Raw genomic sequence first — 24,618 nt, forward strand, 5'->3', positions numbered from 1 at the left:
CTCTAAAAATATCTTTCAAAATTGAGCCCATAACTTAGCAAGAGGTTCTCGCTATTTGTGCGGCTCAATTTATTGTAATCAAGCTGCGTAAGCAGGCTTATCCATTTGTTCACTTTAAAAGAAACTTTATTGTTGGTTTTGATGATGTAGTCATGCTTGTCATTTAAGGAATTCTGAGAAAAATTGGTGCCGCTGATTTCAACAACTTTTCCTATTACAAATCGATAACTTAAACGGAAGGAGTTCCTGGATGAACTGTATTTATCAGACATTCCATTTAACGTCAGGTCACTGTAATCGTATAAAATTCCATTACTTAAATTAAGGTAAGCATTAGGCCTGTCCACAATGCTGTAGGCTATTCCCGCGCCAGTTAGCAACTGATGGTTTATTTTTAAAGAATAACTGGTGTTGTAATTAGCCAGTCCCCAGTAAAAAAAATGAGGAAGGGTTTTATACAAGTTAAAATCAAGTGTAGAGGAAAAATCGTTATTGGTAATGCCTTGGTTCTGTTTGCCGTATATCCAGTTGTTATTGAAATTTAAACTAATGCTTTTTTTCTTTAGGCCAAGTTTAACGGCATTGTTAAGCAAATAAGCTTTGTTGCCATTGGTTCTATTGAGAGAACCAGATGAAGTATAACTTGTAAAATGTTGTGTGCTGTCGGTATATTGGGCAAAACAAAAGGTATTACAGGCAAATGTTATTGCTAAAAAAAAGATGACTTTTTGAGCCATGTTGCAGGTGTCTGTTGGTTGTGATTTCTTGTCTTGCAATACTAAATGATGATGGTGATTTCCTGTTTTTATAACGGTTTGCGTCTAAATATGTTTTTACTATCAGAAATAAGGTAGCTTTACGGTCGCTTTTTAAAAACTTTATTTTTTTACATGCCAGCATCAGAACAAAAGAAAATTGCCATTATTGGACTAGGTTACGTGGGCTTGCCATTGGCAATAGAATTTGCGAAAAAGTACGATGTACTTGGTTTTGATACCAATGAACTTAGGGTAGCAGAACTAAAAGAATGTACGGATAAAACAAAAGAGGCAGATCTGGCTGCTTTAAAACAGGTCTTAAATGGCGCTCAGGTTGGTGCAAAAACTGGCTTAAGGTTGTCTGGGGATATAGAGACGTTAAAAGCCTGTAACATTTACATTGTAACAGTGCCTACACCCATAGATGGATTTAAGTCTCCTGATTTGCAACCCTTGTTAATGGCTACAGAAATGCTGGCAAAAGTATTGACCAAGGGAGACCTCGTGATATACGAGTCTACTGTATATCCAGGCTGTACCGAAGAAGATTGTGTACCTGTGCTTGAAAAGTACTCGGGTTTAACTTACAATGTTGATTTCTATTGCGGCTACTCACCAGAAAGGATCAACCCTGGCGATAAGGTAAATACCCTTACAAAAATCAAAAAGGTAACCTCAGGTTCCACGCCTCTAATTGCAGAAGAAGTAAATGCGCTTTATGCCGAAATTATTACTGCAGGGACATACCTTGCACCCAGTATTAAAGTTGCAGAAGCTTCAAAAGCAATCGAAAATGCACAACGCGATGTAAATATCTCCTTCATTAATGAGTTGGCCCTGATTTTTGACCGTATGGGAATTGACACCAATGATGTATTGGAAGCTGCGGCAACGAAATGGAATTTCCTGAAATATAAACCAGGACTGGTAGGTGGACATTGCATCGGGGTAGATCCTTATTATCTTGCTTACAAATCCAATGCCTTAGGTTATCACCCGCAAGTTATTTTATCTGGTAGGCAGGTAAATGAGAACATGGGCATCTTTATCGCCAATAAAGTGGTTAAGCTGATTTTGGCAAATGGAGGAAAAGTAAAAGGAGAGCGGGCGCTGATTTTGGGTTTTGCATTTAAGGAAAACTGTCCGGATATCAGAAATACCAGGGTAATTGACATCTACCGGGAGCTGGAACAATTCGGGTTGGAGCTTGATATTTATGATCCATGGGCAAATGCAGATGAGGTAGCAAGGGAATACAATATTCAGCTGGAAACACAATTTGAGGATAAAAATTACAAAGCAATCATCGTAGCTGTAGCGCACCAGGAATTTTTAACAATTGACTATAAAAAATTCAAGGCACAGGGCTCAGTAATCTTTGACATCAAATCTTTTATAGATAGGGAACTGGTAGATGCCCGTTTGTAGTCTCCCTACTCATCTTCAGGAAGGATCTGATGACTTTTTTTGTCAGCAGAACGCTTAGCTTTATCAATAGAGTGAGATCGGTGTATGTCGTCATCTTCCTCTGCTTTATCAGATAATGTTTGGTAATACTGATGTAATACATCAAGCTCTTTTTCTGTTAAATCTTCTATATCTACCATACGGTTGCTGGCATGACGACTTGCCGCAATCAGTTCGTTTAGCTTCAATTGAATGGCCTTAGAGTCTTTATTTTGTGACTTCTGAATTAGAAATACCATCAAAAAAGTCACAATTGTAGTTCCGGTATTAATGACCAGCTGCCAGGTGTTTGAATAATTAAATATTGGTCCGGTAATGGCCCAAACGGCAATAACTGAAAATGCGAGGATAAAAGCAGTTAAGCTTCCCGTCCAACAGGTTATTGCGGTTGCGGCCTTTTCAAAGAAAGACTCATTTTTCTTGTCCATAATGGTATATTAATTACAATCATTTAAACATACAAAAATATATCCTGATTTGTTTGTTCACCTAATTATTCCACAATCATCATAATCCCCACTTTCTCTGCTTTATAAGCTAATTTTTCTTTCAATCCAAAATAACTCCAGTTTCTTAACAAAAAACCTTCATTTTTTGCCAGTTCCTCTTTTTGTTGCTGGTTAGTTAGCAGTAGGGTGGCAGCGTTATGTTTAATACAAAGGTCAATCACTTTTTTGCTGTAAACATGAAGTTTATGGTCTACGTAACTTTTCTCTTTGTCTTTATACGCTTCTACACTTTTTAACTTTCTCTTTCGTCCGTGCCCCCCTTTATTGTGTACAGTGCCAGACTGCAATCTGCTTCTGGCATGCTGTATTGCAATTCTACGGTATAAAAACTCTTCCCTATTGCCAATCTGGTACACTGCTTTTCCTACTTTTAGAGTAATTGGATATTCCATGGATAAGGATATTTCCGCAACAATGGTATCATCAAGAAAATTGTGCTCCTTTTCCACTTCAAAAGATGCAAGCAAAAAGATTTTGCCTTTTTCTGGTTGCATTGCACAATTGCATATTTTTAGTTTCCCCTCCATTGCTTTTTTCAGGAGTACCGCTTTGTCAGACCTGTCTTTACCAAGATAGGTTTTAAATGGAATGTTAAACCAGTTAAAGTAGAAGTCTCTGCTAATGTCTTTCTGTTTTAGTTGTAAACTTTGCGCATAAAAAGGAACGGGGATATTATTCTTGTAGTTACGCAGTGATTTTTCGCCTTTCCAATAAGCCTGCCTGTCGCTGTTAAAATGTGCTACAAGCGTATGGTTTAACGCAGCAATGATTTCCATAGGGATTTCTCCCTTAAAATGTTTAGATAATAGCTGATAGGTGGTGTTTTCCCTGGAAGTAGTGAGGATCCCGTCTTTATCTTTTTTGATATTGGCCAGTTTTATTTTTAAATCATCTGTAAGATAAATCAGTTCCTTAAGTTGTTCCTGTATGTATTGATGTGAGAAAATGTAATTGGCAGCTCTAAAACAAATCCACTGCCATTGATATAACTTTTTAAATGCTCCGTTCTTTATCTCCAGTTCATCGGTGTCAATCAAAAGCTGTATTTTACGGGTTAAGATGATTTTTTTTGGTTTCATGATTTGTCGAAAAACCTAATTGGCATTTGTAATCAAGGTTAGTTTCCTGATGTTCCTAACCTTTTCTCTCAAATTTTCTATGCTCTGTTTAACTTTTCTTGCCACTTCCCGGTCAGAGATGTTTCCCAGATGGTCTGCAATCTGCTCATAACTAAATGAATATTGCAAACATAGTTTAATGAATAATTGCTGGTTTAAAGGCAATCCCGGCAAGATGGCATTTACCTCATTCCATTGCTGTTCCTTTTCCCGCAGTACGGCAGGGTTCGGTAAATCAAGCTGCTCTTCTGGCCAGTATCCGGCAGTAAACTCAAGGTAATTCTCTATATCGTCTAGTTTGATCAGGTTGCGGTGAAAGCTGAGCGATGATTTTTGGCGGAAGCTTTCACATCCCAGTTTCATCTGGTTCAGTAAAAAGTCTTTGAGCTTAACAGGGTCATCTATTTTTTCGTGCAGCAGCCACAGTCTTAAAAATGCTTCTTGTGCAATGCTATTTGCTGCAACATCGTCTCCAAGCCTTTTGTAGGCCATGGAGGAGAGCCTCGGGTATAAGATTTTGTAAAAATAAGAAAGCCCCTGTTGTTCTCCATCATTGAGCCGTTTCAGGAAATATTTTGCTTGTTTAGGGTTTAAATGAGTTGCGTTCATTATTTGATCTAAATGGTATTCAAACTTGCGGTGCAAAACCATTCTTCCAAATATAAACAGACGCGTTGTTGTGATGTAGTTAGTTTTGCTACCTTTACAGGTAGAATTGCTACTTTAAATTTTAAAAATATGAGTCCTGTTGCATTAAAAATCAAGCGTTTACGGTCAAATATTGGTTTAACTCAAGAACAAATGGCCGAAAGGATCCATTTATCTGTAAAAGCATGGCAAAATATTGAAAACGGGATCACAAAAATTGATTTGGATCGTTTGAACCAAATCGCTGAAATTCTGGAAACCTCAGTGATTGATTTTATCAATTCAGAAGAAGGCATGTATGTACATCAGGAAATCGTCAATAATGACAACATCTATAATAAGGAGGTTACGATACATCAAAATGTTTCTGAATCAGAACGTGAATTGTTCAATAAAGTGATCGCAGATAAAGACAAAGAGATTGAATTTTTGCGCGGCTTAATTCAGGGCAAAAAGGATTTGTAGTGTAAATCCTTTTCCCTCCTGTATTTTTTGTTTCCTGATATTGTTGTATGCACTTTTAAAAAGTACTCAGTGAGTGTTTTCATAACCTCACCCTGCGGCTAGTACAAGTAGCCTCGATATTGCTTCCAAAATTAATTTTAAATCCTGAAGCCTAAGCGATATTTAAGTCTATTAATACTGCCTGCAACTGGCAGTATTATGTCCTGCTTCTACAAAGGTCTCTTTCAAATGTTGCTCATAACGTTCAAGGTCTCTAACAATATCCGCGTTTTTCTCCACATCATGAAAATGCATGCCTTTTAATGGCTTCATACCTGTAAAGGCATTCATCCTGTGAAATCCAAACATAGGCCCTTCATCTACACTTTTTTCATTGAAAAATTCTCCCGGTAAGGTAAAGGCCTCTTCAGGGGCATTCCACGAAGTAGTTAACATATACTGTTTTCCCTGCATTAAACCGCCGGTACCATAGTTTATTTTTGGATTGGCAGAAGAACGGCCATCACTATGGTAAATGCCATTTTGATGCCCTTCCGTAAATACAACGTCAATGTATTTTTTAAAGTCATGTGGCAATTGAAACCACCATACCGGTGTATGATAAATTACAATGTCGGCCCATTTATAGTTTTCCACCTCCTGCTTCGGGTCATAAATGCTATTGATGTCGGTAGCGCGTACTTCAAAACCGGCATTGTCTTTAAAAAACTTTAGCGTGGTATCGGTAACAGATTTATTAAAACGTCCACCAGAGTGCCCAAAGGTTTGCCCACCGTTAATTACAAATATATTCTTCATGTCTGTGTTTATGTAATTGTATAGCACAAAACTAAGTCCTGCATTTCTCTCATTAAAATAATATAAATCATAACTTTGTATCAGAATTATGATGATGTGTTATGGTAAATTTAGAATGGTTCAGGACTTTTAAGGCGATATATGAAACGGGATCGCTCACGGGCGCAGCAGAGTTACTTTTCATTTCGCAACCTGGCGTAAGTTTGCATCTTGGTTCGCTTGAAGCCTATGTAGGCTATAAACTCTTTGACCGTACTTCGCGTAAAATGGTGTCTACAGAAAGGGGCCAGGTACTTTACAATTACATCCAGGAATCAATAGGTAAACTAGAAGAAGCAGAACGGCATTTTCATAAGAGTACAGAGAAGGACGTGCCCACCATTAGTATAGGTATGTGTTTTGAAACCTTTCAGTTCACCCTGGAATCTTACCTGCCTACGCTACCTTTTAACGTAATCATCAAGTTTGGAGATTATCCGCAAATGCTTAGTGATCTCGATAACGGCATACTGGACCTCATCATTACTCCACAAAAAGGAGATTATAAAGGGCTGGTGTTTAAACCATTTTTTAAGGAAAAAATTGTTATTGTAGCCGGTTCGCAGTTGCCAGCCGCAGAATTTAAAACACTCGTAAAAGATCATGACCTTATGGCTGCACAAGATTGGCTTAAACAGCAAACCTGGTACGGCACAGCTGGCGATATGGAGCATCTTAGAAAATTTTGGCATCTTAATTTTGGCAAGCGGCCCGATTTTAAACCTAATTTTATAGTACCCAATATGAGTTCTATCTTAAGATGTATCAGTAGTGGAAAAGGCGTAGCCGTGATCCCGGATTTCTTGTCTAAAAAGGAACTTGATGCGGGAAACATCCATGTGCTATGGGAAGGGAACAAGCGTATCGAGAATACCTTGTTTTTTGGAAAAAGGAAAGGATCTGTTTATAGCGCTCAAATTGAGCTGATCGAAGGGATTTTTGAACAGGAAATGGTGAAAAGTTAAAATATATTTGTTTTACTGAATGGTGTTCAGTAAATTTGCAGTGTAATTAATTTGAATAATGGGCGTATCTGAGCGGAAAGAAAGAGAAAAGGCTGAAAAGAAAGATCTGATCAGGGCTGCTGCATTGAAAATGTTTTTGGAAGATGGTTATGCAAAAACCTCTATTCGTAACATAGCTGATGCGATAGAATACAGTCCAGGCACCATTTATTTATACTATAAAGATAAGGATGAGTTGTTGTATGAAGTTCAGGCTCATGCTTTTCAGCAATTGTTCAATACTTTTAAGGCCAAGGTAAATAGCAAAGATCCTTTAAAAAGGTTGGAGCAGCTGGGTAAAACCTATATCAAATTTGGATTGGAAAACCCAGAGTTATATGACCTGATGTTTATCATTCGTGCTCCTACAAATGTGGATGAAGAAACGCATAAAGACAATGGGGATTCATGTTTTAATTACCTCGTAGATTGTTTAAGAGATTGTATCGAAAACAAGCTAATCCGTATGACGAACGTAGAGCTTGCCAGTTTAGAACTTTGGTCAATGGTTCATGGCTTGGTTTCTCTTGATCTCCGTTGCAGATTAAAAGTGCTATCGCATCAGGGGGGTAATGTAAATGATATTTTATATGCAGCAGTAGAGGATTATATCCAGTCCATAAAAGTTTAAAAAAATTTGCTCTGTTGATGAACGCTGTTTATAATAAATACAGGTATCATTTAAAGAGTGCGCTATGACAAATAACAATACCGGCATATTCAGGAGAATATGTTTTTTTAGCATCATTACTAAACACTGTTTATTATGTATACACTATTTAAAAGAAAAAAGCTATTGTGGTTCGGGGCCTTACTGGTTCTCGGTAATAATGTGTGGGCACAGCATCAGTCTCCAACACTGGAACACTATATTGCTACTGCTTTTGCACAAAACGAGGGTTTAAAGCAGCAGCAATTTAACCTGGATAAATCCTTATACGCATTAAAGGAAGCACAATCCATGTTCCTTCCTACGGTAAGTATGATCGGCGCTTACACAAAAGCCGGGGGTGGCCGTACAATAGATGTTCCGGTGGGCGATTTGGTCAATCCAATTTACACCGCACTGAATGAGCTGACCTCATCTACCAGATATCCGCAGCTGCAAAACCAATCCGTTCTGCTAAACCCTGATAACTTTTACGATGTAAAAATGCGTACCTCCCTGTCGCTGGTAAATGCGGAAATCCATTATAACAAGTTGATCAAACAGCAGTTGATCAGTAGCCAGCAGGCTGCGGTAAATGTATACAAGCGTACCTTGGTAAAGGATATTAAAACTGCTTATTATCGTTACTTCCAGGCCTTGAAAAGTATTGAAGTTTATCAAAGTGCGTTACTGCTGATTGCGGAGAACATTAGAGAGAACGAGAGCCTTTTACGCAATGGAGTTCGTAATGGTACGGCTTTGCTGCGTGCCAGGACAGAGCAGCAGAAGACAACTTCACTATTGGTACAGGCAAGGCATACCAGTTATAATGCCAGAGATTATTTCAACTTTCTGCTAAACCGTCCGCTAAAAGATTCCATTCTTTTAGATAGCACCAGCATAACAACAGTAGTAGCCCTGCCCAATACAGACGCAGGAACAAGCAGAAGAGAAGAGCTCCAACAACTGCAAACCTTAAAAAAAGTACATACGCTGGATTATAAAATGCAAAAAGCAGGCATCATTCCAAAGCTAAATACGTTTGTAGATTTGGGTTCGCAGGGTTTCGATTTCAATGTGAACGACAAAACGAGGTATTATCTCTTTGGCCTAAACCTGCAGTGGGATATTTTTACCGGAGGACAGCGTAAATACAAGGCAGCCCAATCACGCGCCAGTTTAAATGCAACCACCGCACAGCTTGATCAAACTCAGCAATCACTACAGCTACAGTTGAACCAATCTTATAATAATTATGAATCTGCCAAAGCAGATTTTAAAAGTACAGTTGCACAATTGGCTTTGGCCAAAAAATACTATAAAGATCAGCTAAAGGCCTACCGGGCGGGGCAGCTCTTGTTTCTGGAGTTGGTAGATGCCCAGAATGAACTCACCGGCGCAGGCTTGCAACTGGCAGCAGCACAGGCAGGTTTACAAATTGCCCTGGCAGAGCTGGAGCGTGAACAGGCTAGCTATCCAATAGATCAAACCAATCCTTATTATCCTCAGCATTAATTTAAACTCATATCCATATGAAACCTATCCACTACTTTAGTCTTTTACTGTACATGTCAATTTTAGCGGCTTGCTCTTCTAAGCCTGCAGTTACCAGCCAGATCAGTACAGATACCATTCCTGTAAAGGTGATGTCGCTGCGAAAAGAAAACAGCAAGTTCACTGTAGCAGTGTCCGGTCAGTTTACTACAGATGATGAAGTAATGCTTTCTTTTAAAATAGGAGGCATTATCAACGGTCTTTTCGTGAAAGAAGGAGATGCCGTAAAAAAGGGCCAGCTGCTGGCCACCTTAAACCCTGTAGAGATCAATGCACAGGTACAACAGGCAAAGCTTTCTGTAGAGAAAGCCAGGCGTGATTACCAACGTACGCAGAATTTGTACAAAGATAGTGTAGCTACGCTAGAACAATTGCAGAACGGTAAAACAGCTTTACAACAGGCGCAACAGCAATTGAGTATGGCCAGTTTTAACCGTCAATATGCAGAGATCCGTGCGCCAAAAAATGGGTATATTTTAAAAAAGATGGCCAATGCAGGTCAGCAAATCGCTGCGGGCACACCAGCCTTACAAGCTAACGGTGCCCAGGCAGATCATTGGATGCTAAGGGTAAGTTTGAGTGATAATGAGTGGTCAATGTTGCGCTTAAAAGACGAAGCTGTCATTGAAACCACCGCCTTACCCGGCCAACAGTTTAATGGAATACTGAGCAGGAAAGCAGAAGGGGTAGATCCTGCCACAGGAACATTTACGGCTGATATAACCTTAACCGGACCAAGACCAAAAGCTATTGCCGCAGGAATGTTTGGTAAAGCTACGATTAGCCCTCAGCAAAACACACAGACTGCCGCTAACTGGCAAATTCCTTATGAGGCTTTATTAGATGGTGATGGCAGCAGTGGTTACGTGTTTATTACCAACGACAATAAAACGGCCCAAAAAGTAAAAGTTACCCTTGGTAGAATAGATAAAAATGCCGTTACGGTAACTCAGGGACTGGAAAAGGCCAAGGCATTAGTCATTTCCGGCTCTGCATATCTAACCCACAACAGTGCCATTACCATTCAATCAACTGTAAACCCTGCTAAATGAAACCTGCATCAGATTGCCTGTTATCAATTGCAATCATGCCGATGCAAGTGTCGTAGCCTTAAAAATACATACTTATGAAAATCTCTGAATATGCTGTAAAAAATGGTCAGTTTACCCTCGTGATCTTTCTGATGATCATTGTGCTGGGTTTAACGACTATGCTTAACATGTCGCGGTCAGAAGATCCTGAAATGCACGCACCATTTTACACGGTGATTGTAAATTATCCGGGAACAAGTCCCAGGGATATAGAAGATCGTGTAGTTACGCCCCTGGAAAAAACAATTTCAGGACTTGATGACATCAAACGTTTACGTACCAGTATTGCCAATGGGGTAGCTGTGCTGCGTGTAGAATATAAATACAATAGTAATATAGACTCCAAATACCAGGAGATTGTGCGGGAGGTAAACAGCAAACGTGCAGAACTGCCTGCTGATATTGCCGGCATTGAGATCCAGAAAGTGCAGCCTTCTGATGTAAATGTTTTGCAGGTAGCGCTGGTATCAGAAAATGCTGCTAAAAGCAAGATGCAGTATTATGCAGAAAAACTACAAGATGAGCTGGAGAAACTACAGGCTTTAAAACAAGTAACCATTGCCGGGTTACCTGCGCAGCAGGTCCGCATAGAGCTGGACCTGGAAAAAATGGCACAGATGCACCTTCCGTTAACTGCGGTTTCCAATAGTCTGAAGAGCGAAATGACCAGTATTCCCGGTGGTAGTGTAGACGCTGCTCATCAAACTTTTAACATCAAAACCAACGACTACCGTACTTTGGATGCAGTAAGCAATACCATTGTTTCGGGCGCCGGCGGAAAAAACATTCTGCTAAAGAACATTGCCAGGGTTTATTACGGCTATGCAGAAGAGCAACACATTACCAGGCTAAACGGGCACCGCAGCGTATTTGTAGTAGCTGCGCAAAAGGAAGGAGAAAATATCAGTAAAACGCAAATGCAATACCTGGAGGCAATAGCTCAATTCAAAAAAACACTGCCGGCTAACATAGACCTGGTACAAAATTTTGATCAGGCAGATAATGTAAACCGTCGTTTAACAAGTTTGGGGCATGATTTTATTATCGCAATTTTATTGGTGGCAGTAACCTTGCTGCCCTTGGGTTTAAGACCTGCGGTAATTGTAATGATCTCCATCCCGCTTTCGCTGGCCATAGGCATTGTATTGTTGCAGCTGTTTGGTTTTAACCTTAACCAATTGAGCATTGTGGGGTTGGTTGTAGCCCTGGGTTTACTGGTTGACGATAGTATTGTGGTGGTAGAAAATATAGAACGCTGGATGCTGGAAGGCCATAGCAGGATGGAAGCCACCCTAAAAGCTACCGGACAAATTGGTATGGCAGTAGTGGGATGTACCGTGGTGTTAATCATTGCGTTTATGCCGCTGGTATTTTTACCTGAAGGTTCCGGCGATTTTATCCGTAGTTTGCCTTTAGCGGTTATTTTCTGTGTACTGGCTTCTATGTTGGTGTCGCTCACCATTATTCCATTTTTATCCAGTCGCTTGTTAAAAAATCATGTCGGTAATCCTGAAGGGAATTTCCTGATGAGAGGCCTAAAAAAATTAATCCATGGCAGCTATGCGCGTTTGCTGGACAAAGCTTTGCAAAAGCCCTGGTTAACCATAGGTGTGGCAGCCCTGCTTTTTGGAGCATCCATTTATCTGTTTGGACAGATCGGTTTTAGCCTGTTCCCAGATTCCGAAAAGCCACAATTCCTGATTAATATTACCACGCCTAATCAGTCCAATTTGCCCTATACCGATACGGTTACACGGGAAATAGAAAAACAGTTAAAAAAGGAGCCGCTAATTAAGTATTATGCTACCAATGTGGGCAAGGGAAATCCACGTATTTATTATAATGTAATTCCAGAAAATAGCCGTGGTGACTATGCACAATTGTTTATACAGCTGCAGGAAGATACACGGCCAGATACCAAATTGGCACTGATACAGAAATTACAGCGGCGCTGGGCACAGTATCCCGGTGCAAAGGTAGAAGTAAAAAACTTTGAACAGGGGCCACCTGTAATTGCGCCTGTAGAGGTGCGTATATTTGGCGATAACCTCGACACCATTCGTGCCCTTTCCGTAAAAGTAGAGCAGCTTTTGCATCAAATACCTGGTACCATGTATATCAACAATCCAGTGAGCTTGCTAAAAAGCGATATCAGGGTAGCATTGGATAAAGAAAAAGCACAGCAGCTGGGGGTATCAACAGTTAATGTAGACCAGATCGCCAGGTTGGCTGTAACGGGTTTAAATATGGGTACCTATTATAACAACGATAATAAATATGGTTACCAGGTATTGCTTACGCGCCTAAAAGACGGTCGCCCTAACCTGGATGCTTTTAGAAATTTATATGTAAACAACGCAGAGGGAAATGCCCTGCCACTTAATCAGGTAGCCACGCTTAAACTTGAAGCTTCGCCAGCAGTCATCAACCATCAGGAAAAGAAAAGGGTGGTATCGGTACAGGCCAATGTGCAAAAAAGCTTTCTGGTAAGCCGGGTAATTGAGGATGTAGAGCTCAGGATGAGCAAATTAAAACTCCCTGCCGGTTATAGCTATGAGTTGGGTGGGGAGGTAGAATCCCGGAACAATTCTTTTGGAGGCTTTATGAGCATTATTTTGGTTACGGTATTTCTATTTATTGCGGTGCTGATTTTATTGTTTAAAACATTTAAAAGTACCTTGATCATACTGTCGGTTATACCGCTGGGTATTGTAGGCGCTGCGGTAGCGCTTTGGATTACTGGCAACTCACTCTCTTTTATTGCCATAATAGGGCTGATTGCTTTAGCAGGTATTGAAGTCAAAAACACCATTTTACTGGTAGATTTTACCAACCAGCTCAGAATAAAAGGAATGGGCTTACAGCAGGCCATCCGCGAAGCGGGCGAAGTTCGGTTCCTGCCTATCGTATTAACATCGCTAACAGCCATCGGGGGATTAATTCCAATTGCCATATCTACCAATCCCCTGATCTCGCCACTGGCAATTGTGTTGATTGGTGGATTGATCAGTTCCACACTATTATCAAGGATCGTAACACCAATTATTTATGAACTTATCCCTCCGACAATAGAAACTGATTTGCAGGAGAATGATCAGGCTAATCCATCTTAACGACTGTTGTAACACTATTTATACAAATGTTGCGTTTTATTATTTTACAGTTTGCTTCCGCCATTTTAATTTAAAATCGGATATTGCAGCACACAAACAAATGGATATGAAAATTTTAGAAACCAATTTACTGCTCGTTACTATTGTATTATTTGCCGTTTCATTGCAAGCGTGTAAGACTAAAAAAGTTGCTACCAAGCCGGCAACTGCTGTTGTTACCCCAGCACCAGTAGAGGAGAAAGCGCCTGTGCCACCTCCAGCTCCTGCTGAAGAAAAACCAGCTCCGGTAGTAGAAAAGCCTGATTTTAATTTTAGCAACGTACAGTTTGAATTTAACTCTGATGTGTTGAAAACAGCTTCCTTCTCCATTTTAGACGAAGCGGTAAGAGAATTGAAAAAAGACCCTTCAGCTAAATTTACATTAAATGGGCACTCTTCAATTGAAGGTAGTGCAGCGCACAATATGTCTTTATCTGTAGACCGTGCAAATGCTGTTAAATCTTATCTTGTAAATGCCGGGATCCCTGCAGCCAATCTTGCCATTAAAGGCTATGGTGCTACCGTACCAATTGCTACAAATGATAACGAGGCCGGAAGAGCCTTAAACAGAAGGGTAGAATTAAAAGCCAACTAATAGAGGCTTTCCCCTTATAACTACTTAAAATCAAAGGAATTCTCTATCTTGGCCTTCAAACCAAGTATATGAGAATTCCTTTTTTGTTGCTCCTGCTTTTTCTGCTCAGTTCTGTTTTTTCTTTTATTGGCTGTAAAGAAGTCTTTACCTGGTTTCTGGAGTGTATTCCCGCTTTTTTAGGCGTTTTGGTGTTGTTGCTTACTTACAAGAAATTCAGGTTCAGTAATTTTACTTATTTCATGATCTTTATCCACTGCATCATATTAATTGTAGGTGGGCATTATACTTATGCAGAAGTTCCTTTGTTTGATTGGGTTAAAACAGTCTTCCATCAGTCCCGGAATAACTACGATAAAGTTGGGCATTTTGCTCAGGGTTTTGTTCCTGCATTAATTGTTAGAGAAATCTTCGTTCGTAAACAAGTCGTAAATGGCAAGCGCTGGCTTTCATTTATCATTATCAGCATCGCACTTGCCATAAGTGCTTTTTATGAATTGATAGAATGGTTTGTATCCATTAACACAGGCGAATCCGGGGATGCTTTTTTAGGTACGCAAGGCGATATATGGGACACACAATCTGATATGCTTACCGCATTAATCGGAGCCGTATTGGCGGTGCTGATTTTCAGCAAAGTTCAGGATAGGTCAGTTGCGGGTACATGTATCCTTTCAGTTGTGCCTTTAGATGTTTGAGTTAATAGTGCTAGCGGGTACTAGCACTAATTTTTGCCTGCTTTGTAATATTACAAAAGCGCATGTAGATAGTCTGCAGTATCCTTGAGCCCATTTTTCCGAAGACTTTCAAGAACCTGATACTCGTCCATCGCTGGATTTTTCCTGTTAAGCACCATCTCTTTGAATGCCTCAATTGCATTTTCCTGGTTCAGATCTATAATGTCTGTTAAAAAATCATCGGCACTTTTTGCCTTCAATCCAAACGAATCCAAGTATTCGCCAGGGAAGTCCCTCAAGTTATTGGTCACGATCACGTTTGCATTTGTCCTTATAGCTGCTGCAAGTACATGACGGTCATCTTCATCGGGTAGTTTCAAATCCGCAATTAGGCCTTCGTAGTTCTTTACCAGTGCATCTGGGAAAGCAATATTAGCTTTTTGTACGCGTTTTTCTGCCTCGGCTTCAGCTACTCCTTTTCTGATCATTACGATTTTCCACTCTTCAAAAATGTTCTTGCTCCATTTCGGCGTATAGAGCTCGTAATAGGCAAACCAGAAAAGTAGATCACGGATAACTACAGGGAAAATCACATTGGTGTCCAAAACAGCTTTGAACGTAACACTATGAATCATACAATCCTATTTCTTCATCAAAGCCCATGATGTCAATGATATCTCTTTTTTGATCCTTTTTCATTTGCTGTTTATAGGCCACTACATCCTCAAACTTAATCCTTCGATGCTTACCAATTTTTACAAAATCGATCTTACCATCTTCTAAAAGCTTTACCAGGTAAGGTCTTGAGCATCCAAGTATTTCTGCTGCTTTCTGTGTAGTTACTTCGGTAGCTATCGGAACAATTGAAATTGGCTTTCCTTCGCTCATTGCCTTGAGAATATCTGTTAAAAGTTCCAAAGCCCTGAATGGGATTTTGATCCGCTCCTTAGTTTCTTCAATCTCAATTTCAGTTTCCTCAGAAGTGATATGCGAAAGTACCGAGAATAGTGCAGGATAGGACTTAATAGCTACTTTCTGCTCTAATTTTGATGGTCTCCGTATTTGATCTAATATTTCCATGTCAATTAAGTTTACACAAAAATAAACGAAATAAACGAAATAAACGAAATAAACGAAATAAACGAAATGAGTGTGTAAATAAATTTTGCTGTAAAAACAACAAAGCCTTCCAGTGTGAACTGAAAGGCTTTGTTTGGTGGGAAATGAGGGGTTCGAACCCCCGACCCCCTCGGTGTAAACGAGGTGCTCTGAACCAGCTGAGCTAATTTCCCTTTTGGTTTCCTTTAAACGTTTTGGCTTTTTTAAGAAGCTTTCTTCGTTGTTGGGAGTGCAAATATACACCCATTAATCAGTTTTGCAAAAGTTTTTTTACTTTTTTTAAGATAAAACATCTTCAAGGATCTGGTGAGACTTAATTTCTCCAAAAGACGCGGTGTGCAAGGTGTAGAAAATCAGTATTTTATCCAGAATTTCTCTTCTGTTGCGATTGCTCATTTTTATTTCAAATATTTTTTCAAATGGAGTAGAAAATAAAGAAATAAAAAGCGCAGCCTCTGTTTTTTCTATATAATGCGGATGAACAGGGATGCGGGATTTAAATTCCCCCTCCTGTAAATCGAAGTAATTTTGATCCGATTTACTTTCTGTGTTGGGTGCAAAACCTAAAAAGCGGGATAGTTTTAATAAAAATGCCAAATGAAAGCTAACGGTAGTCTCTCCGCATTCATCAAACCAGCAGATGGCATTAAAAATAAAGTCAAAAATATTTTCATCTGTATGCTGCTGGCGAATACTTTTATACAGCACTTCGTTTAAGAACATCACTATGGTACTTTTAATAATATCATAAGGGATGCTTTTAAAAACAGGGGAGGGCCTCAATTCAGAAACACGCTGGATGCTGCTGTTGGCTTTATGATAAACAATCATGTCTACCAAGTGCAAAGGCTGCAGCATATTCATCCTTATTTTTGCCCTGGGTTTCTTTACCCCATTGATCATGTAGCTTTGGATGCCAAATTTTTCTGTAAAAATCTGTACCACTACGCTACTTTCACCATACAATGTAGTCTTTAAAACAATCCCCCTCGTTTTATGCAACATAGGGCAGTAGTTTGGGAATAAAAATAATCAGTCCAATTGTTGCTGCAATCAGGGCCACAAGCAATACCGCCGCTGCAGCCAAATCTTTAACCTGACCCGCTTTAATATTGTATTGCGGAGAAACCAAATCTACCAGTACCTCTATGGCGGTATTTAACAATTCAGCACTCAATACCATGCCAATGGCCGTGGCAATCCAAATCCATTCCGAACTGCTCAGTTTAAGACCATAGCCCGCAAGCAATACCAATGCCGCTGCGGCACAATGAAATTTAAAGTTGGGCTGAGTTTTAAAGGCCCATGTTATGCCTTTAAAAGCATAACCAAAACTTTTTATCAATCTACGCATAATTCATTAACACTCAAATCTAACAAATTTAACCAATGTATTCCTTAGCCATTAATGGCATAATTATGACGGGCGAAGTAAACATTAGGTGCAATTATGGCGTTATTAATGTTTAAACATGTAAATTTTATAAAATGAGTAGTCTTAAAGATAAAGTTGCCATTGTTACAGGTGCCGGATCAGGCATAGGTAAAGCCGTTGCCCTTACTTTTGCAACAGAAGGTGCTAAAGTAATTGTTTCTGATATTAATGTAGAACATGGTAATGCGGTGGTAAGCGAAATTAAGGAAAAAGGTGGTGATGCTTTTTTTATCAAAGCAGATACCGCCAGTGCAGCAGATAACGAAAAATTGGTTGCTGATACCATAGCACAATATGGTGCATTACACATCACCGTAAACAATGCGGGTATTGGTGGTCCTGCAGCGCCAACAGGCGCGTATGAAATTGAAAGCTGGGATAAGGTAATTGGCATCAATTTGTCTGGTGTATTTTATGGTCTGCGCTATCAAATCCCAGCCATCTTAAGCAGTGGGGGTGGTAGCATCATCAATATGGCTTCTATTCTAGGTCAGGCAGGAACAAAGCTTTCACCTGCATACGTAGCGGCAAAGCATGGTGTGGTAGGTTTAACCAAAGCTGCAGCATTGGAATATGCAGATCAAAAGATCAGGATCAATTCCGTAGGCCCTGGTTACATCAAAACGCCATTATTAGAAGAGCACCTTACTGCAGAACAAATGGAAGGACTGGTTAGCCTACATCCAATGGGCAGGTTGGGCGAATCGCAGGAGATTGCTGAACTTGTTTTATGGCTTGCATCTGAAAAAGCATCTTTTGTAACCGGCGCGTATTATGCCGCAGACGGCGGTTATTTAGCACAATAATTGCCCAAAGAATATTTAACGCTTACCTTTGAGGTAAGCGTTATTGTATGTCCGTTGAAAAACAAATCCTCCATCCCCGAAATAAGCACCGTTCCCGGTACAACTTCCCAGAACTGCTCAAGAGCTCTCCTGAACTCCGGGATTTTATCATTTTAACACCTTATGGCGAGGAGTCTGTAGATTTTTCCAATCCTGACGCCGTTAAAATGCTCAATAAATCATTGCTTAAGCATTTTTATAAAATTACCAACTGGGATATTCCAGCGGGTTACCTTTGTCCGCCAATTCCAGGGCGTGCAGACTATATCCACTACCTGGCAGATATCCTGACCACTTTTCACAACGGAAAAATCCCTACTGGCAAAACAATTAAAGTACTGGATATTGGTGTGGGTGCAAACTGCATTTATCCCATTGTAGGGCATCAGGAATATGGATGGAGTTTTGTTGGTTCAGATGTAGATCAAAAAGCTGTAGCGTCGGCTAAAAATATCATAGAAGCCAATCCTGAGCTTAAAGGCGCAGTGCAAATCCGCCTGCAGCCCAATCCTCAGCAATTTTTTAAAGACATCATCAGAAAAGGAGAAGTGTTTGACCTGAGTTTATGCAATCCTCCCTTTCATGCTTCCGCTGCAGAAGCTGCCGCGGGTTCACAGCGCAAGCTTAAAAATCTTGGTAAGCAAAAAGATGTGCTCAATTTTGGCGGGCAACATGTAGAACTCTGGTGCGAAGGTGGGGAACTGTCTTTCATCTATAAAATGATCCAGGAAAGCACTCATTACGCAGCGCAATGTAAATGCTTTAGCACACTCGTTTCCAAAAGTTCAAATCTGCCTATGATCTATCGTGCATTGGAAAAAGCCGGGGCAACACGTGTAAAAACAGTGGAGATGGCACAAGGCCAAAAGATCAGCAGGTTTGTGGCCTGGGCATTTGAGGTGTAACAACAGTTGTTCCCTTTCAAAAAAATAATGATCTACGAGCAGGCCTGGGCGTTATTTGCGCGATTAGCGCCTAATAAATGCCAGACTGCGACAGATCATTGTTTTTTAAATGTTAGCCCAGTAACAAAGGGTCATCCTCATCATCCGTTAAGCTCAGCTGTATGGAGTCCGTACCTGCAATACCCTCTATCGATCCCCTAATGTGTGCTGCGTTCAACATCACCTTTTCCAATTGCTTTTCCCTGGCTTTCCATAGCTTTTCCATGGCATCACGTTCCCGCTGGATAGATAATTTCATGCTCATAAAGCCTTCCCTTATCGCTTTCCATTGTTCAGAAAACTCCGTACTGGTCAGGTAATCGTACAACATATGCATTTTGTCGCCACGGTTTTCCTGTGATTTTATCGCACCAGACAACTTAACAATTCCATCCCTCAAAATGTACGCAACTGCCTTAACCTCATCAAAAGAGCAAATCCATACCCCATCCCTTTCGCCAAAACAATCCATACCCTTAGGATAACTCTGGGTCACAATCACCGCTACATCCACGCCCATACTGCGCATGTCTTTTTTGAGCTTCTCAATCCACTCCATCGAAAAATCTTTGGTGCGCTTGCTCTCATAAATAATTTTGCCGCATTCCTGCCCAAACTGGTTACGTACATGGTGTACACAATCTGCACCCCTAACACCCTTGCCAACTTCGGTAATCAGGTCAAATGGAAAAGTATTGCGCAATAGTTCCTCTAAAATCAGCTCCTGAACTTCACCCTGCAATTGCATAGAGCCCTGTTCCGCTTTACGCTTCATTTCTTCCGCCAGCTTTTTCTGGTCGTCCAGTTGTTTTTCCAGCTCCTTTACCCGCAACTGGTGTTCGGTGTCCTTTAAATTACTTTTTTCTGCTTCCTGCTTGCGGACCAGCTCTATCATTTCTGCCCGCTGTTCCTGTAGTTTACGTGCAATTTGCAGCTCCATTTCCGCTTCCTTTTCCTTCATGGCCTGTTCTTTTTTCATAAAGTCCAGTTCCTTGGCTCGGGCAAGTTTCAGCTTCTCTTCACCTTCTTTATTGGCATTATCCAGCAGCTGCATTTTATGTTCATAGTCAGAGGAGATGCTTTTGCGCAGGTTTTGCTCTAAAACCAATTGTAATTCCTTTTTCTCCGCCAGCAATTTCTGCTCAAAAAGTTCAGCCTGTTTTTTCTTCTGCAGTTCAAAAACCTGCTCCTGCTGCTTTTGCTGCTGCGAAAACTCGCTAAGTTTTTTGCTGAATTCTTCCTCCTTTTGCCTGGTAAAAGACACCATTTTGTCGCGGAGGTCTTTTTTATATTCCTCCGCCATTACTTCTTCAATCGGGAAGGTATGCGAGCAGTTTGGGCACTTAATTTCAGTAGACATACACAAATTTAAGGTTATTTGCGGACAAATAAGCTCTCCGCAAACTTAGTAGATACCGATCTTGCATCGCCATCTTCAATGCGGATACTTAATGAACCGTCAAAGTCAATAATTTCCAATACATTTATCCTGGTGCCTATGTTTACACCCAGTTTTTGGAGGTATTGCAGAAAAGACGTAGAGGTATCTTTAACCGCCATCACCAGGCCAGACTCCCCGGTATTAAGTTCAGCCAGCGTTGTGGTAAACAACTCCGGCATTTCCCCGTTTGCCGTAGGAATCGGGTCGCCATGTGGGTCAAATTCAGGGAAATTTAAAAAAGCATCCAGCTTGTCCACCAGTTTGGCCGATTGGATATGCTCCAATTGTTCGGCTACTTCATGTACTTCATCCCAGCTAAAATCCAGCTTTTCGTACAAAAATGTTTCCCACAAACGGTGTTTGCGTACTACAACCATTGCTTTTTGTGTACCCATTTCTGTAAGTGAAATCTTGCCATAACGCTCATAATCTACCAGCTTTTTTTCTTTCAGCTTTTTAAACATATCCGTGGCTGTGGCGGGTTTAACACCCAAATAAGCGGCTATTTCATTCGTTCCTGCTTCATTCTTTTCTCCGTTTTGGTGGCAAAGTTTAAGCAAGCCCTTCAGGTAGTTTTCTTCAGTATAGGATAACATATTCAAAGGTAAATAATATATCTCAAATTATATTTGTTAGATGAACCTAACTTTTATAGTTTTGCATTGTTTTTATTTTAATTAGATGATATGAAACTATATTTTTTACTACCATTACTCCCATTGTTAATCATATGCTTGCCTTCAATGGCACAAACAGAAAGCGACTTAAATGAAGTGGTGGTTAGCGGCACATTAAAGCCTGTAAAACGTCTGGAAAGCCCTGTGCCTGTAGAGGTATATACGCCAGCTTATTTTAAGAAAAATCCCAGTCCATCTATTTTTGATGCGCTGCAGAATGTCAATGGCGTACGTCCACAGCTCAACTGCAATATTTGTAATACCGGAGACATTCACATTAATGGCCTGGAAGGGCCTTATACCATGGTCTTGATAGACGGAATGCCCATTGTAAGCAGCCTCTCTACCGTTTACGGTCTGTCAGGAATTCCGATGTCTTTAATAGAACAGGTAGAAATTGTTAAAGGGCCTGCTTCCTCCATATATGGGAGTGAGGCGGTTGGCGGACTCATCAACATCATCACCAAAAAGCCCGCTTCAGCTCCGTTAGTCAGTGCCGATGTCATGAGCACAAGTTATAAAGAGCTCAATGCCGACCTCTCCCTAAAGCAGCGGCTTGGCAGCAAAACAACCTTACTCAGCGGTGTCAATTACTTCAAATTCTGGAACGTTGTAGACCACAACCATGATAACTTTACAGATGTAACCCTACAAGACCGCATTTCTGTATTCCAGAAGTATGCTTTCCAGCGTAAAGAGGGGAAGGCTTTTAGTCTGGCTGCAAGGTATATGTACGAAGACCGCTGGGGCGGGGAAACCAACTGGAATAAATCTTACCGCGGAGGCGATCAGGTGTATGGCGAAAGCATTTATACCCGCCGTTGGGAGCTGTTGGGCAATTACCAGCTCCCGGAATGGCTAACCACCAAAGAAAAGGTAATGCTTTCCTTTTCCTATACAGATCATGACCAGGACAGCCGTTATGGCACTACCTCCTATATCGCACAACAACGGATCGGCTTTGTGCAGCTTTTTTGGGATAAACAGCTCAAGAACCATGATCTTTTGCTCGGTACTGCAGCCAGATATACTTATTATGACGACAATACACCTGCTACCGCATTGGCCGATAAAGTTTTTTTGCCCGGCATATTTGTTCAGGATGAAATTAAACTGGCTCCAAAACATAAACTGCTTGCCGGCTTCCGGTACGATTACAATTCTGTACACGGCAATATTGTTACGCCCCGCTTTGCTTACAAATGGAACCTCAACGATCAAAATATCATTCGCTTAAATGCGGGTACTGGCTTTAGGGTGGTCAACATCTTTACTGAAGATCATGCTGCCCTAACAGGTGCCAGGGATGTCGTAATTACGGACGAATTAAAGCCGGAGAAAACCTATAACGTAAACCTCAATTTCCTGACAAAGATTTATACCCCAAACCATACTTTTATCGGCATAGAAGCTTCAGCTTTCTACACCCATTTCAACAACCGGATCATTGGTGATTTTGATCAGGACCCAAATAAAATCATTTACAGCAACCTGGATGGTTATGCCGTTTCCAAAGGTCTAAGTGCCAATGTAGACCTTACTTTTGCCAGTGGACTAAAACTTATTGGCGGTTTTACCTATCAGGATGTGGCTACGGTTGAGGAGGGTATTAAAGCGCAGCAAATCCTTACAGAGAAAATTTCTGGCACCTGGGCCGTTTCCTATAAAATTAAAAAGGCACATTTAGGAATTGACTATACCGGAAATATTTACGGCCCCATGCGCCTGCCCCTCTTAGGCGATAAAGACCCAAGGCAGCCTTATTCCAGTACCTGGAGCATCCAGAACATCCAGTTTACCTATGATGGATTTAAAAATATAGAAATATACGGGGGAGTTAAAAACCTGCTCAACTGGACGCCAAATAAAGGAAATCCTTTTATCATTGCCCGCGCTAATGACCCTTTTGATAAAAATGTGGTATACGAGCCTAAAGCAGGGAGGCCAGCGGGCAGTACTGAGATGCAAGTTGCCGCTACAGAAGATAATCCTTATGCGCTAACATTTGATCCCAACTATGTGTATGGGCCAAATCAAAATATCCGTGGTTTTTTTGGCATTAGGTTTACCATAAAATAAATCCAATACCTTAACTTTAACCATGTTTTACCAATCAACCTATCAGGCTGCCCGCATTGTGGCCCCTCAAGTAGAAGCAATTTTTGCCCGGCACCTGGCTGCGGCACAGGAAAGCGGTGAAGAAGATCTGGCTCCTTTACCTGTTGCTAAATTGGTTGAAAACATTATTGACGCTACTTTTTGGGCCAGTTTACGCAAAGAGGAGGGGCATTCACCTAAAATTTCCCTGGCCTTTTTGCCTCCGCAACAAGCTGGTAATCCTTTGTTGTTTAAGCAGCGTATGCCATTAAACCCGGCAACCTTAACCAAAATTGCACCGGGGGTAGAACGCGCCGGCATCCATATTGGCATCTGGCATGAAGATGATCAGCTGTACATTTGGGGTACTACCCTAAGCATCCCTAATTTTTGTTTCGTACTGGATGTTTCAGAGCCCGGTCTGCTGGTGATCAAACACAGGCGGATTTATGGTTTCGGTAAGTTTACCAATATCGCTGTCCTCAAAGGCGAACAGATTAAAATTGTAGATGTAGCCACCATCAACCAACCCGATGTGCCACCAATTTTATTGTCCCTGCTAGACCTTACTGCTCCTTCTTATTGGAATGACTCTATAAATGTACTCATTCAACTTGCGGTTTCCATGCGTGCACATCAGCGGGGAGGTACATTATTGGTAGTCCCTTGCGAAAGCGGTAAAAGTTCATGGTTACAATCTATCATAAAACCCATTCAGTACAGTGTACAGCCTTCCTTCAATGGATTGGCTAAGTTACTGAGTCAGGATAGGAAGGAGGCTAGTCAGATTTTCTGGCAGACGGCATTGAGGCGCGAAGTGGATCATTTGGCTGGCTTAACAGCAGTAGATGGTGCAACCATTGTGAGCGATAAATATGAGTTGATGGCCTTCGGCGCTAAAATTGGACGGGCCAAAGGAAAAGATATGGTAGAAGAACTGGCTTTCAGCGAACCTATTTTAGGTGGCGAGGCTGTAATTATGCATGCCGCTAAAGTTGGTGGTACCCGGCATTTGTCTGCCGCACAGTTTATCAGTGATCAAAGGGATGCCATTGCATTGGTAGCTTCTCAGGATGGTCATTTTACCATTTATACCTGGTCTGAATTACAAAATAGAATTCAGGCACACCGTATCGATACACTTTTGTTGTAACCGGCAAATTAAAGGGCATAAAAAATCCCAGTGTAAGGTGTACACCAGGATAAAAAAATTAATTAATCGCAATTAAGCCCTACGAAAATAATGCCGTGGCAACAATCACAGTGATCAATAAGATCATCATCACCAGACGGTCAGCAGCAATCCATTGTGCTTTGGTTATTGCTTTCTCTATTCTTTCTTCTTTATGCCTTGCATAAGCTGGGAAAAATGGGCTTAATTTAATTAACATAGGTAGATGTTTTTAATAAGTAGATGTACTAAAACATATACAAAGCTTGCGCCAAACCCTTGAATCACTGTTGAAATGTTAATAACTTTCTCTTTGTTGTTAGTTATAAATGCAAAATCCCCTGAAAAAACTTTTAAATTGTTTCTTT

General features: G+C 40.7%; 25 protein-coding genes and 1 tRNA gene. 13 read left to right on the forward strand and 13 right to left on the reverse strand.

The genetic code is table 11. From position 1 onward, the window contains the following. Window positions 1-2 precede the first annotated feature (2 nt). Complete coding sequence (locus LPB86_RS05810) at window positions 3-737, reverse strand: DUF481 domain-containing protein (RefSeq protein ID WP_230641782.1); 735 nt, start codon at window positions 735-737, stop codon at window positions 3-5. A gap of 153 nt (window positions 738-890) precedes the next feature. Here LPB86_RS05810 and LPB86_RS05815 point away from each other — a divergent pair, with 153 nt between their 5' ends. Then, window positions 891-2,186 (forward strand): nucleotide sugar dehydrogenase, encoded by a 1,296-nt coding sequence (locus LPB86_RS05815; protein WP_230641784.1) that lies wholly within the window; start codon window positions 891-893, stop codon window positions 2,184-2,186. A gap of 5 nt (window positions 2,187-2,191) precedes the next feature. Here the strand turns inward: LPB86_RS05815 and LPB86_RS05820 are convergent, their stop codons facing one another. The 3 genes from LPB86_RS05820 to LPB86_RS05830 all read right to left on the reverse strand — a co-directional run bounded on the left by LPB86_RS05820 (window position 2,192) and on the right by LPB86_RS05830 (window position 4,461). Next, window positions 2,192-2,653 carry a low affinity iron permease family protein gene (locus LPB86_RS05820; RefSeq protein ID WP_230641785.1) on the reverse strand — a complete coding sequence of 154 codons (462 nt, stop codon included), beginning with the start codon at window positions 2,651-2,653 and terminating at the stop codon, window positions 2,192-2,194. Window positions 2,654-2,718: 65 nt separating this feature from the next. Then, window positions 2,719-3,813, reverse strand: coding sequence for a hypothetical protein (locus LPB86_RS05825; protein ID WP_230641787.1), 1,095 nt, complete (start codon window positions 3,811-3,813; stop codon window positions 2,719-2,721). A 15-nt stretch (window positions 3,814-3,828) separates the two neighbouring features. Further along, on the reverse strand, window positions 3,829-4,461 hold the full coding sequence (locus tag LPB86_RS05830) for an RNA polymerase sigma factor (protein ID WP_230641788.1): 633 nt from the start codon (window positions 4,459-4,461) through the stop codon (window positions 3,829-3,831). A 12-nt stretch (window positions 4,462-4,473) separates the two neighbouring features. On the opposite strand from LPB86_RS05830, the gene LPB86_RS05835 reads away from it, so the two are divergent. Then, entirely contained in the window at window positions 4,474-4,965 is a 492-nt protein-coding gene (locus LPB86_RS05835) for a helix-turn-helix domain-containing protein (RefSeq protein ID WP_230641790.1), read from the forward strand. 171 nt (window positions 4,966-5,136) lie between these two features. On the opposite strand, the gene LPB86_RS05840 is transcribed toward LPB86_RS05835, so the two are convergent. Further along, entirely contained in the window at window positions 5,137-5,763 is a 627-nt protein-coding gene (locus LPB86_RS05840) for an NAD(P)H-dependent oxidoreductase (RefSeq protein WP_230641791.1), read from the reverse strand. 101 nt (window positions 5,764-5,864) lie between these two features. On the opposite strand from LPB86_RS05840, the gene LPB86_RS05845 reads away from it, so the two are divergent. From LPB86_RS05845 to LPB86_RS05875, 7 genes are all read left to right on the forward strand, one after another. Further along, the gene (locus tag LPB86_RS05845; RefSeq protein WP_230641792.1) at window positions 5,865-6,767 is read left to right on the forward strand and encodes a LysR family transcriptional regulator; all 903 of its coding nucleotides are present in this window, start codon (window positions 5,865-5,867) and stop codon (window positions 6,765-6,767) included. 58 nt (window positions 6,768-6,825) lie between these two features. Beyond that, window positions 6,826-7,437, forward strand: a complete 612-nt coding sequence (locus LPB86_RS05850) for a TetR/AcrR family transcriptional regulator (protein WP_230641794.1) — start codon at window positions 6,826-6,828, stop codon at window positions 7,435-7,437. 135 nt (window positions 7,438-7,572) lie between these two features. Continuing rightward, entirely contained in the window at window positions 7,573-8,970 is a 1,398-nt protein-coding gene (locus LPB86_RS05855) for a TolC family protein (RefSeq protein WP_230641795.1), read from the forward strand. 17 nt (window positions 8,971-8,987) lie between these two features. Then, window positions 8,988-10,061 (forward strand): efflux RND transporter periplasmic adaptor subunit, encoded by a 1,074-nt coding sequence (locus tag LPB86_RS05860; RefSeq protein WP_230641796.1) that lies wholly within the window; start codon window positions 8,988-8,990, stop codon window positions 10,059-10,061. Window positions 10,062-10,135: 74 nt separating this feature from the next. Then, window positions 10,136-13,213, forward strand: coding sequence for an efflux RND transporter permease subunit (locus LPB86_RS05865; protein ID WP_230641798.1), 3,078 nt, complete (start codon window positions 10,136-10,138; stop codon window positions 13,211-13,213). Between the two features lie 106 nt (window positions 13,214-13,319). Next, window positions 13,320-13,847, forward strand: a complete 528-nt coding sequence (locus tag LPB86_RS05870; RefSeq protein WP_230641799.1) for an OmpA family protein — start codon at window positions 13,320-13,322, stop codon at window positions 13,845-13,847. Window positions 13,848-13,915: 68 nt separating this feature from the next. After that, window positions 13,916-14,542 carry a DUF2238 domain-containing protein gene (locus LPB86_RS05875; protein ID WP_230641801.1) on the forward strand — a complete coding sequence of 209 codons (627 nt, stop codon included), beginning with the start codon at window positions 13,916-13,918 and terminating at the stop codon, window positions 14,540-14,542. 50 nt (window positions 14,543-14,592) lie between these two features. Here the strand turns inward: LPB86_RS05875 and LPB86_RS05880 are convergent, their stop codons facing one another. From LPB86_RS05880 to LPB86_RS05900, 5 genes are all read right to left on the reverse strand, one after another. Further along, window positions 14,593-15,156, reverse strand: a complete 564-nt coding sequence (locus tag LPB86_RS05880; RefSeq protein WP_230641803.1) for a PIN domain-containing protein — start codon at window positions 15,154-15,156, stop codon at window positions 14,593-14,595. After that, entirely contained in the window at window positions 15,146-15,601 is a 456-nt protein-coding gene (locus tag LPB86_RS05885; protein ID WP_230641805.1) for a helix-turn-helix domain-containing protein, read from the reverse strand. The genes LPB86_RS05880 and LPB86_RS05885 overlap by 11 nt, the downstream gene beginning before the upstream one ends. A gap of 134 nt (window positions 15,602-15,735) precedes the next feature. Beyond that, window positions 15,736-15,813 (reverse strand) — tRNA-Val (locus tag LPB86_RS05890). A gap of 106 nt (window positions 15,814-15,919) precedes the next feature. Beyond that, complete coding sequence (gene recO, locus LPB86_RS05895; protein ID WP_230641807.1) at window positions 15,920-16,645, reverse strand: DNA repair protein RecO; 726 nt, start codon at window positions 16,643-16,645, stop codon at window positions 15,920-15,922. Beyond that, the gene (locus LPB86_RS05900; protein WP_230641809.1) at window positions 16,635-16,994 is read right to left on the reverse strand and encodes a diacylglycerol kinase family protein; all 360 of its coding nucleotides are present in this window, start codon (window positions 16,992-16,994) and stop codon (window positions 16,635-16,637) included. Before LPB86_RS05900 ends, recO begins: the two co-directional genes overlap by 11 nt. A 134-nt stretch (window positions 16,995-17,128) precedes the next feature. Between LPB86_RS05900 and LPB86_RS05905 the strand changes: the two genes are divergently transcribed. After that, window positions 17,129-17,881 (forward strand): SDR family NAD(P)-dependent oxidoreductase, encoded by a 753-nt coding sequence (locus tag LPB86_RS05905; RefSeq protein WP_230641811.1) that lies wholly within the window; start codon window positions 17,129-17,131, stop codon window positions 17,879-17,881. A gap of 47 nt (window positions 17,882-17,928) precedes the next feature. Then, window positions 17,929-18,825, forward strand: coding sequence for a 23S rRNA (adenine(1618)-N(6))-methyltransferase RlmF (gene rlmF / locus LPB86_RS05910; protein WP_230641813.1), 897 nt, complete (start codon window positions 17,929-17,931; stop codon window positions 18,823-18,825). A 112-nt stretch (window positions 18,826-18,937) separates the two neighbouring features. Here the strand turns inward: rlmF and LPB86_RS05915 are convergent, their stop codons facing one another. Then, entirely contained in the window at window positions 18,938-20,224 is a 1,287-nt protein-coding gene (locus LPB86_RS05915; protein ID WP_230641815.1) for a DUF2130 domain-containing protein, read from the reverse strand. A gap of 14 nt (window positions 20,225-20,238) precedes the next feature. Beyond that, window positions 20,239-20,901, reverse strand: a complete 663-nt coding sequence (locus LPB86_RS05920) for a metal-dependent transcriptional regulator (RefSeq protein WP_230641816.1) — start codon at window positions 20,899-20,901, stop codon at window positions 20,239-20,241. Window positions 20,902-21,048: 147 nt separating this feature from the next. Here LPB86_RS05920 and LPB86_RS05925 point away from each other — a divergent pair, with 147 nt between their 5' ends. Beyond that, on the forward strand, window positions 21,049-23,061 hold the full coding sequence (locus tag LPB86_RS05925) for a TonB-dependent siderophore receptor (RefSeq protein ID WP_304622680.1): 2,013 nt from the start codon (window positions 21,049-21,051) through the stop codon (window positions 23,059-23,061). 22 nt (window positions 23,062-23,083) lie between these two features. Next, window positions 23,084-24,232: a putative sensor domain DACNV-containing protein gene (locus tag LPB86_RS05930; RefSeq protein ID WP_230641817.1), complete on the forward strand. Its 1,149-nt coding sequence runs from the start codon at window positions 23,084-23,086 to the stop codon at window positions 24,230-24,232. Window positions 24,233-24,311: 79 nt separating this feature from the next. Here LPB86_RS05930 and LPB86_RS05935 read toward each other — a convergent pair whose 3' ends face one another. Beyond that, window positions 24,312-24,470 carry a hypothetical protein gene (locus tag LPB86_RS05935; protein ID WP_230641818.1) on the reverse strand — a complete coding sequence of 53 codons (159 nt, stop codon included), beginning with the start codon at window positions 24,468-24,470 and terminating at the stop codon, window positions 24,312-24,314. Window positions 24,471-24,618 lie beyond the last annotated feature (148 nt).

Source organism: Pedobacter sp. MC2016-14 (assembly GCF_020991475.1).
GTDB lineage: Bacteria > Bacteroidota > Bacteroidia > Sphingobacteriales > Sphingobacteriaceae > Pedobacter.

Coding starts and splice junctions, on each gene's coding strand:
- LPB86_RS05810 (WP_230641782.1), bottom strand. CDS start 737: ATGGCTCAAAAAGTCATCTTTTTTTTAGCAATAACATTTGCCTGTAAT.
- LPB86_RS05815 (WP_230641784.1), top strand. CDS start 891: ATGCCAGCATCAGAACAAAAGAAAATTGCCATTATTGGACTAGGTTAC.
- LPB86_RS05820 (WP_230641785.1), bottom strand. CDS start 2,653: ATGGACAAGAAAAATGAGTCTTTCTTTGAAAAGGCCGCAACCGCAATA.
- LPB86_RS05825 (WP_230641787.1), bottom strand. CDS start 3,813: ATGAAACCAAAAAAAATCATCTTAACCCGTAAAATACAGCTTTTGATT.
- LPB86_RS05830 (WP_230641788.1), bottom strand. CDS start 4,461: ATGAACGCAACTCATTTAAACCCTAAACAAGCAAAATATTTCCTGAAA.
- LPB86_RS05835 (WP_230641790.1), top strand. CDS start 4,474: ATGGTATTCAAACTTGCGGTGCAAAACCATTCTTCCAAATATAAACAG.
- LPB86_RS05840 (WP_230641791.1), bottom strand. CDS start 5,763: ATGAAGAATATATTTGTAATTAACGGTGGGCAAACCTTTGGGCACTCT.
- LPB86_RS05845 (WP_230641792.1), top strand. CDS start 5,865: ATGGTAAATTTAGAATGGTTCAGGACTTTTAAGGCGATATATGAAACG.
- LPB86_RS05850 (WP_230641794.1), top strand. CDS start 6,826: ATGGGCGTATCTGAGCGGAAAGAAAGAGAAAAGGCTGAAAAGAAAGAT.
- LPB86_RS05855 (WP_230641795.1), top strand. CDS start 7,573: ATGTATACACTATTTAAAAGAAAAAAGCTATTGTGGTTCGGGGCCTTA.
- LPB86_RS05860 (WP_230641796.1), top strand. CDS start 8,988: ATGAAACCTATCCACTACTTTAGTCTTTTACTGTACATGTCAATTTTA.
- LPB86_RS05865 (WP_230641798.1), top strand. CDS start 10,136: ATGAAAATCTCTGAATATGCTGTAAAAAATGGTCAGTTTACCCTCGTG.
- LPB86_RS05870 (WP_230641799.1), top strand. CDS start 13,320: ATGAAAATTTTAGAAACCAATTTACTGCTCGTTACTATTGTATTATTT.
- LPB86_RS05875 (WP_230641801.1), top strand. CDS start 13,916: ATGAGAATTCCTTTTTTGTTGCTCCTGCTTTTTCTGCTCAGTTCTGTT.
- LPB86_RS05880 (WP_230641803.1), bottom strand. CDS start 15,156: ATGATTCATAGTGTTACGTTCAAAGCTGTTTTGGACACCAATGTGATT.
- LPB86_RS05885 (WP_230641805.1), bottom strand. CDS start 15,601: ATGGAAATATTAGATCAAATACGGAGACCATCAAAATTAGAGCAGAAA.
- recO (WP_230641807.1), bottom strand. CDS start 16,645: ATGTTGCATAAAACGAGGGGGATTGTTTTAAAGACTACATTGTATGGT.
- LPB86_RS05900 (WP_230641809.1), bottom strand. CDS start 16,994: ATGCGTAGATTGATAAAAAGTTTTGGTTATGCTTTTAAAGGCATAACA.
- LPB86_RS05905 (WP_230641811.1), top strand. CDS start 17,129: ATGAGTAGTCTTAAAGATAAAGTTGCCATTGTTACAGGTGCCGGATCA.
- rlmF (WP_230641813.1), top strand. CDS start 17,929: ATGTCCGTTGAAAAACAAATCCTCCATCCCCGAAATAAGCACCGTTCC.
- LPB86_RS05915 (WP_230641815.1), bottom strand. CDS start 20,224: ATGTCTACTGAAATTAAGTGCCCAAACTGCTCGCATACCTTCCCGATT.
- LPB86_RS05920 (WP_230641816.1), bottom strand. CDS start 20,901: ATGTTATCCTATACTGAAGAAAACTACCTGAAGGGCTTGCTTAAACTT.
- LPB86_RS05925 (WP_304622680.1), top strand. CDS start 21,049: ATGGCACAAACAGAAAGCGACTTAAATGAAGTGGTGGTTAGCGGCACA.
- LPB86_RS05930 (WP_230641817.1), top strand. CDS start 23,084: ATGTTTTACCAATCAACCTATCAGGCTGCCCGCATTGTGGCCCCTCAA.
- LPB86_RS05935 (WP_230641818.1), bottom strand. CDS start 24,470: ATGTTAATTAAATTAAGCCCATTTTTCCCAGCTTATGCAAGGCATAAA.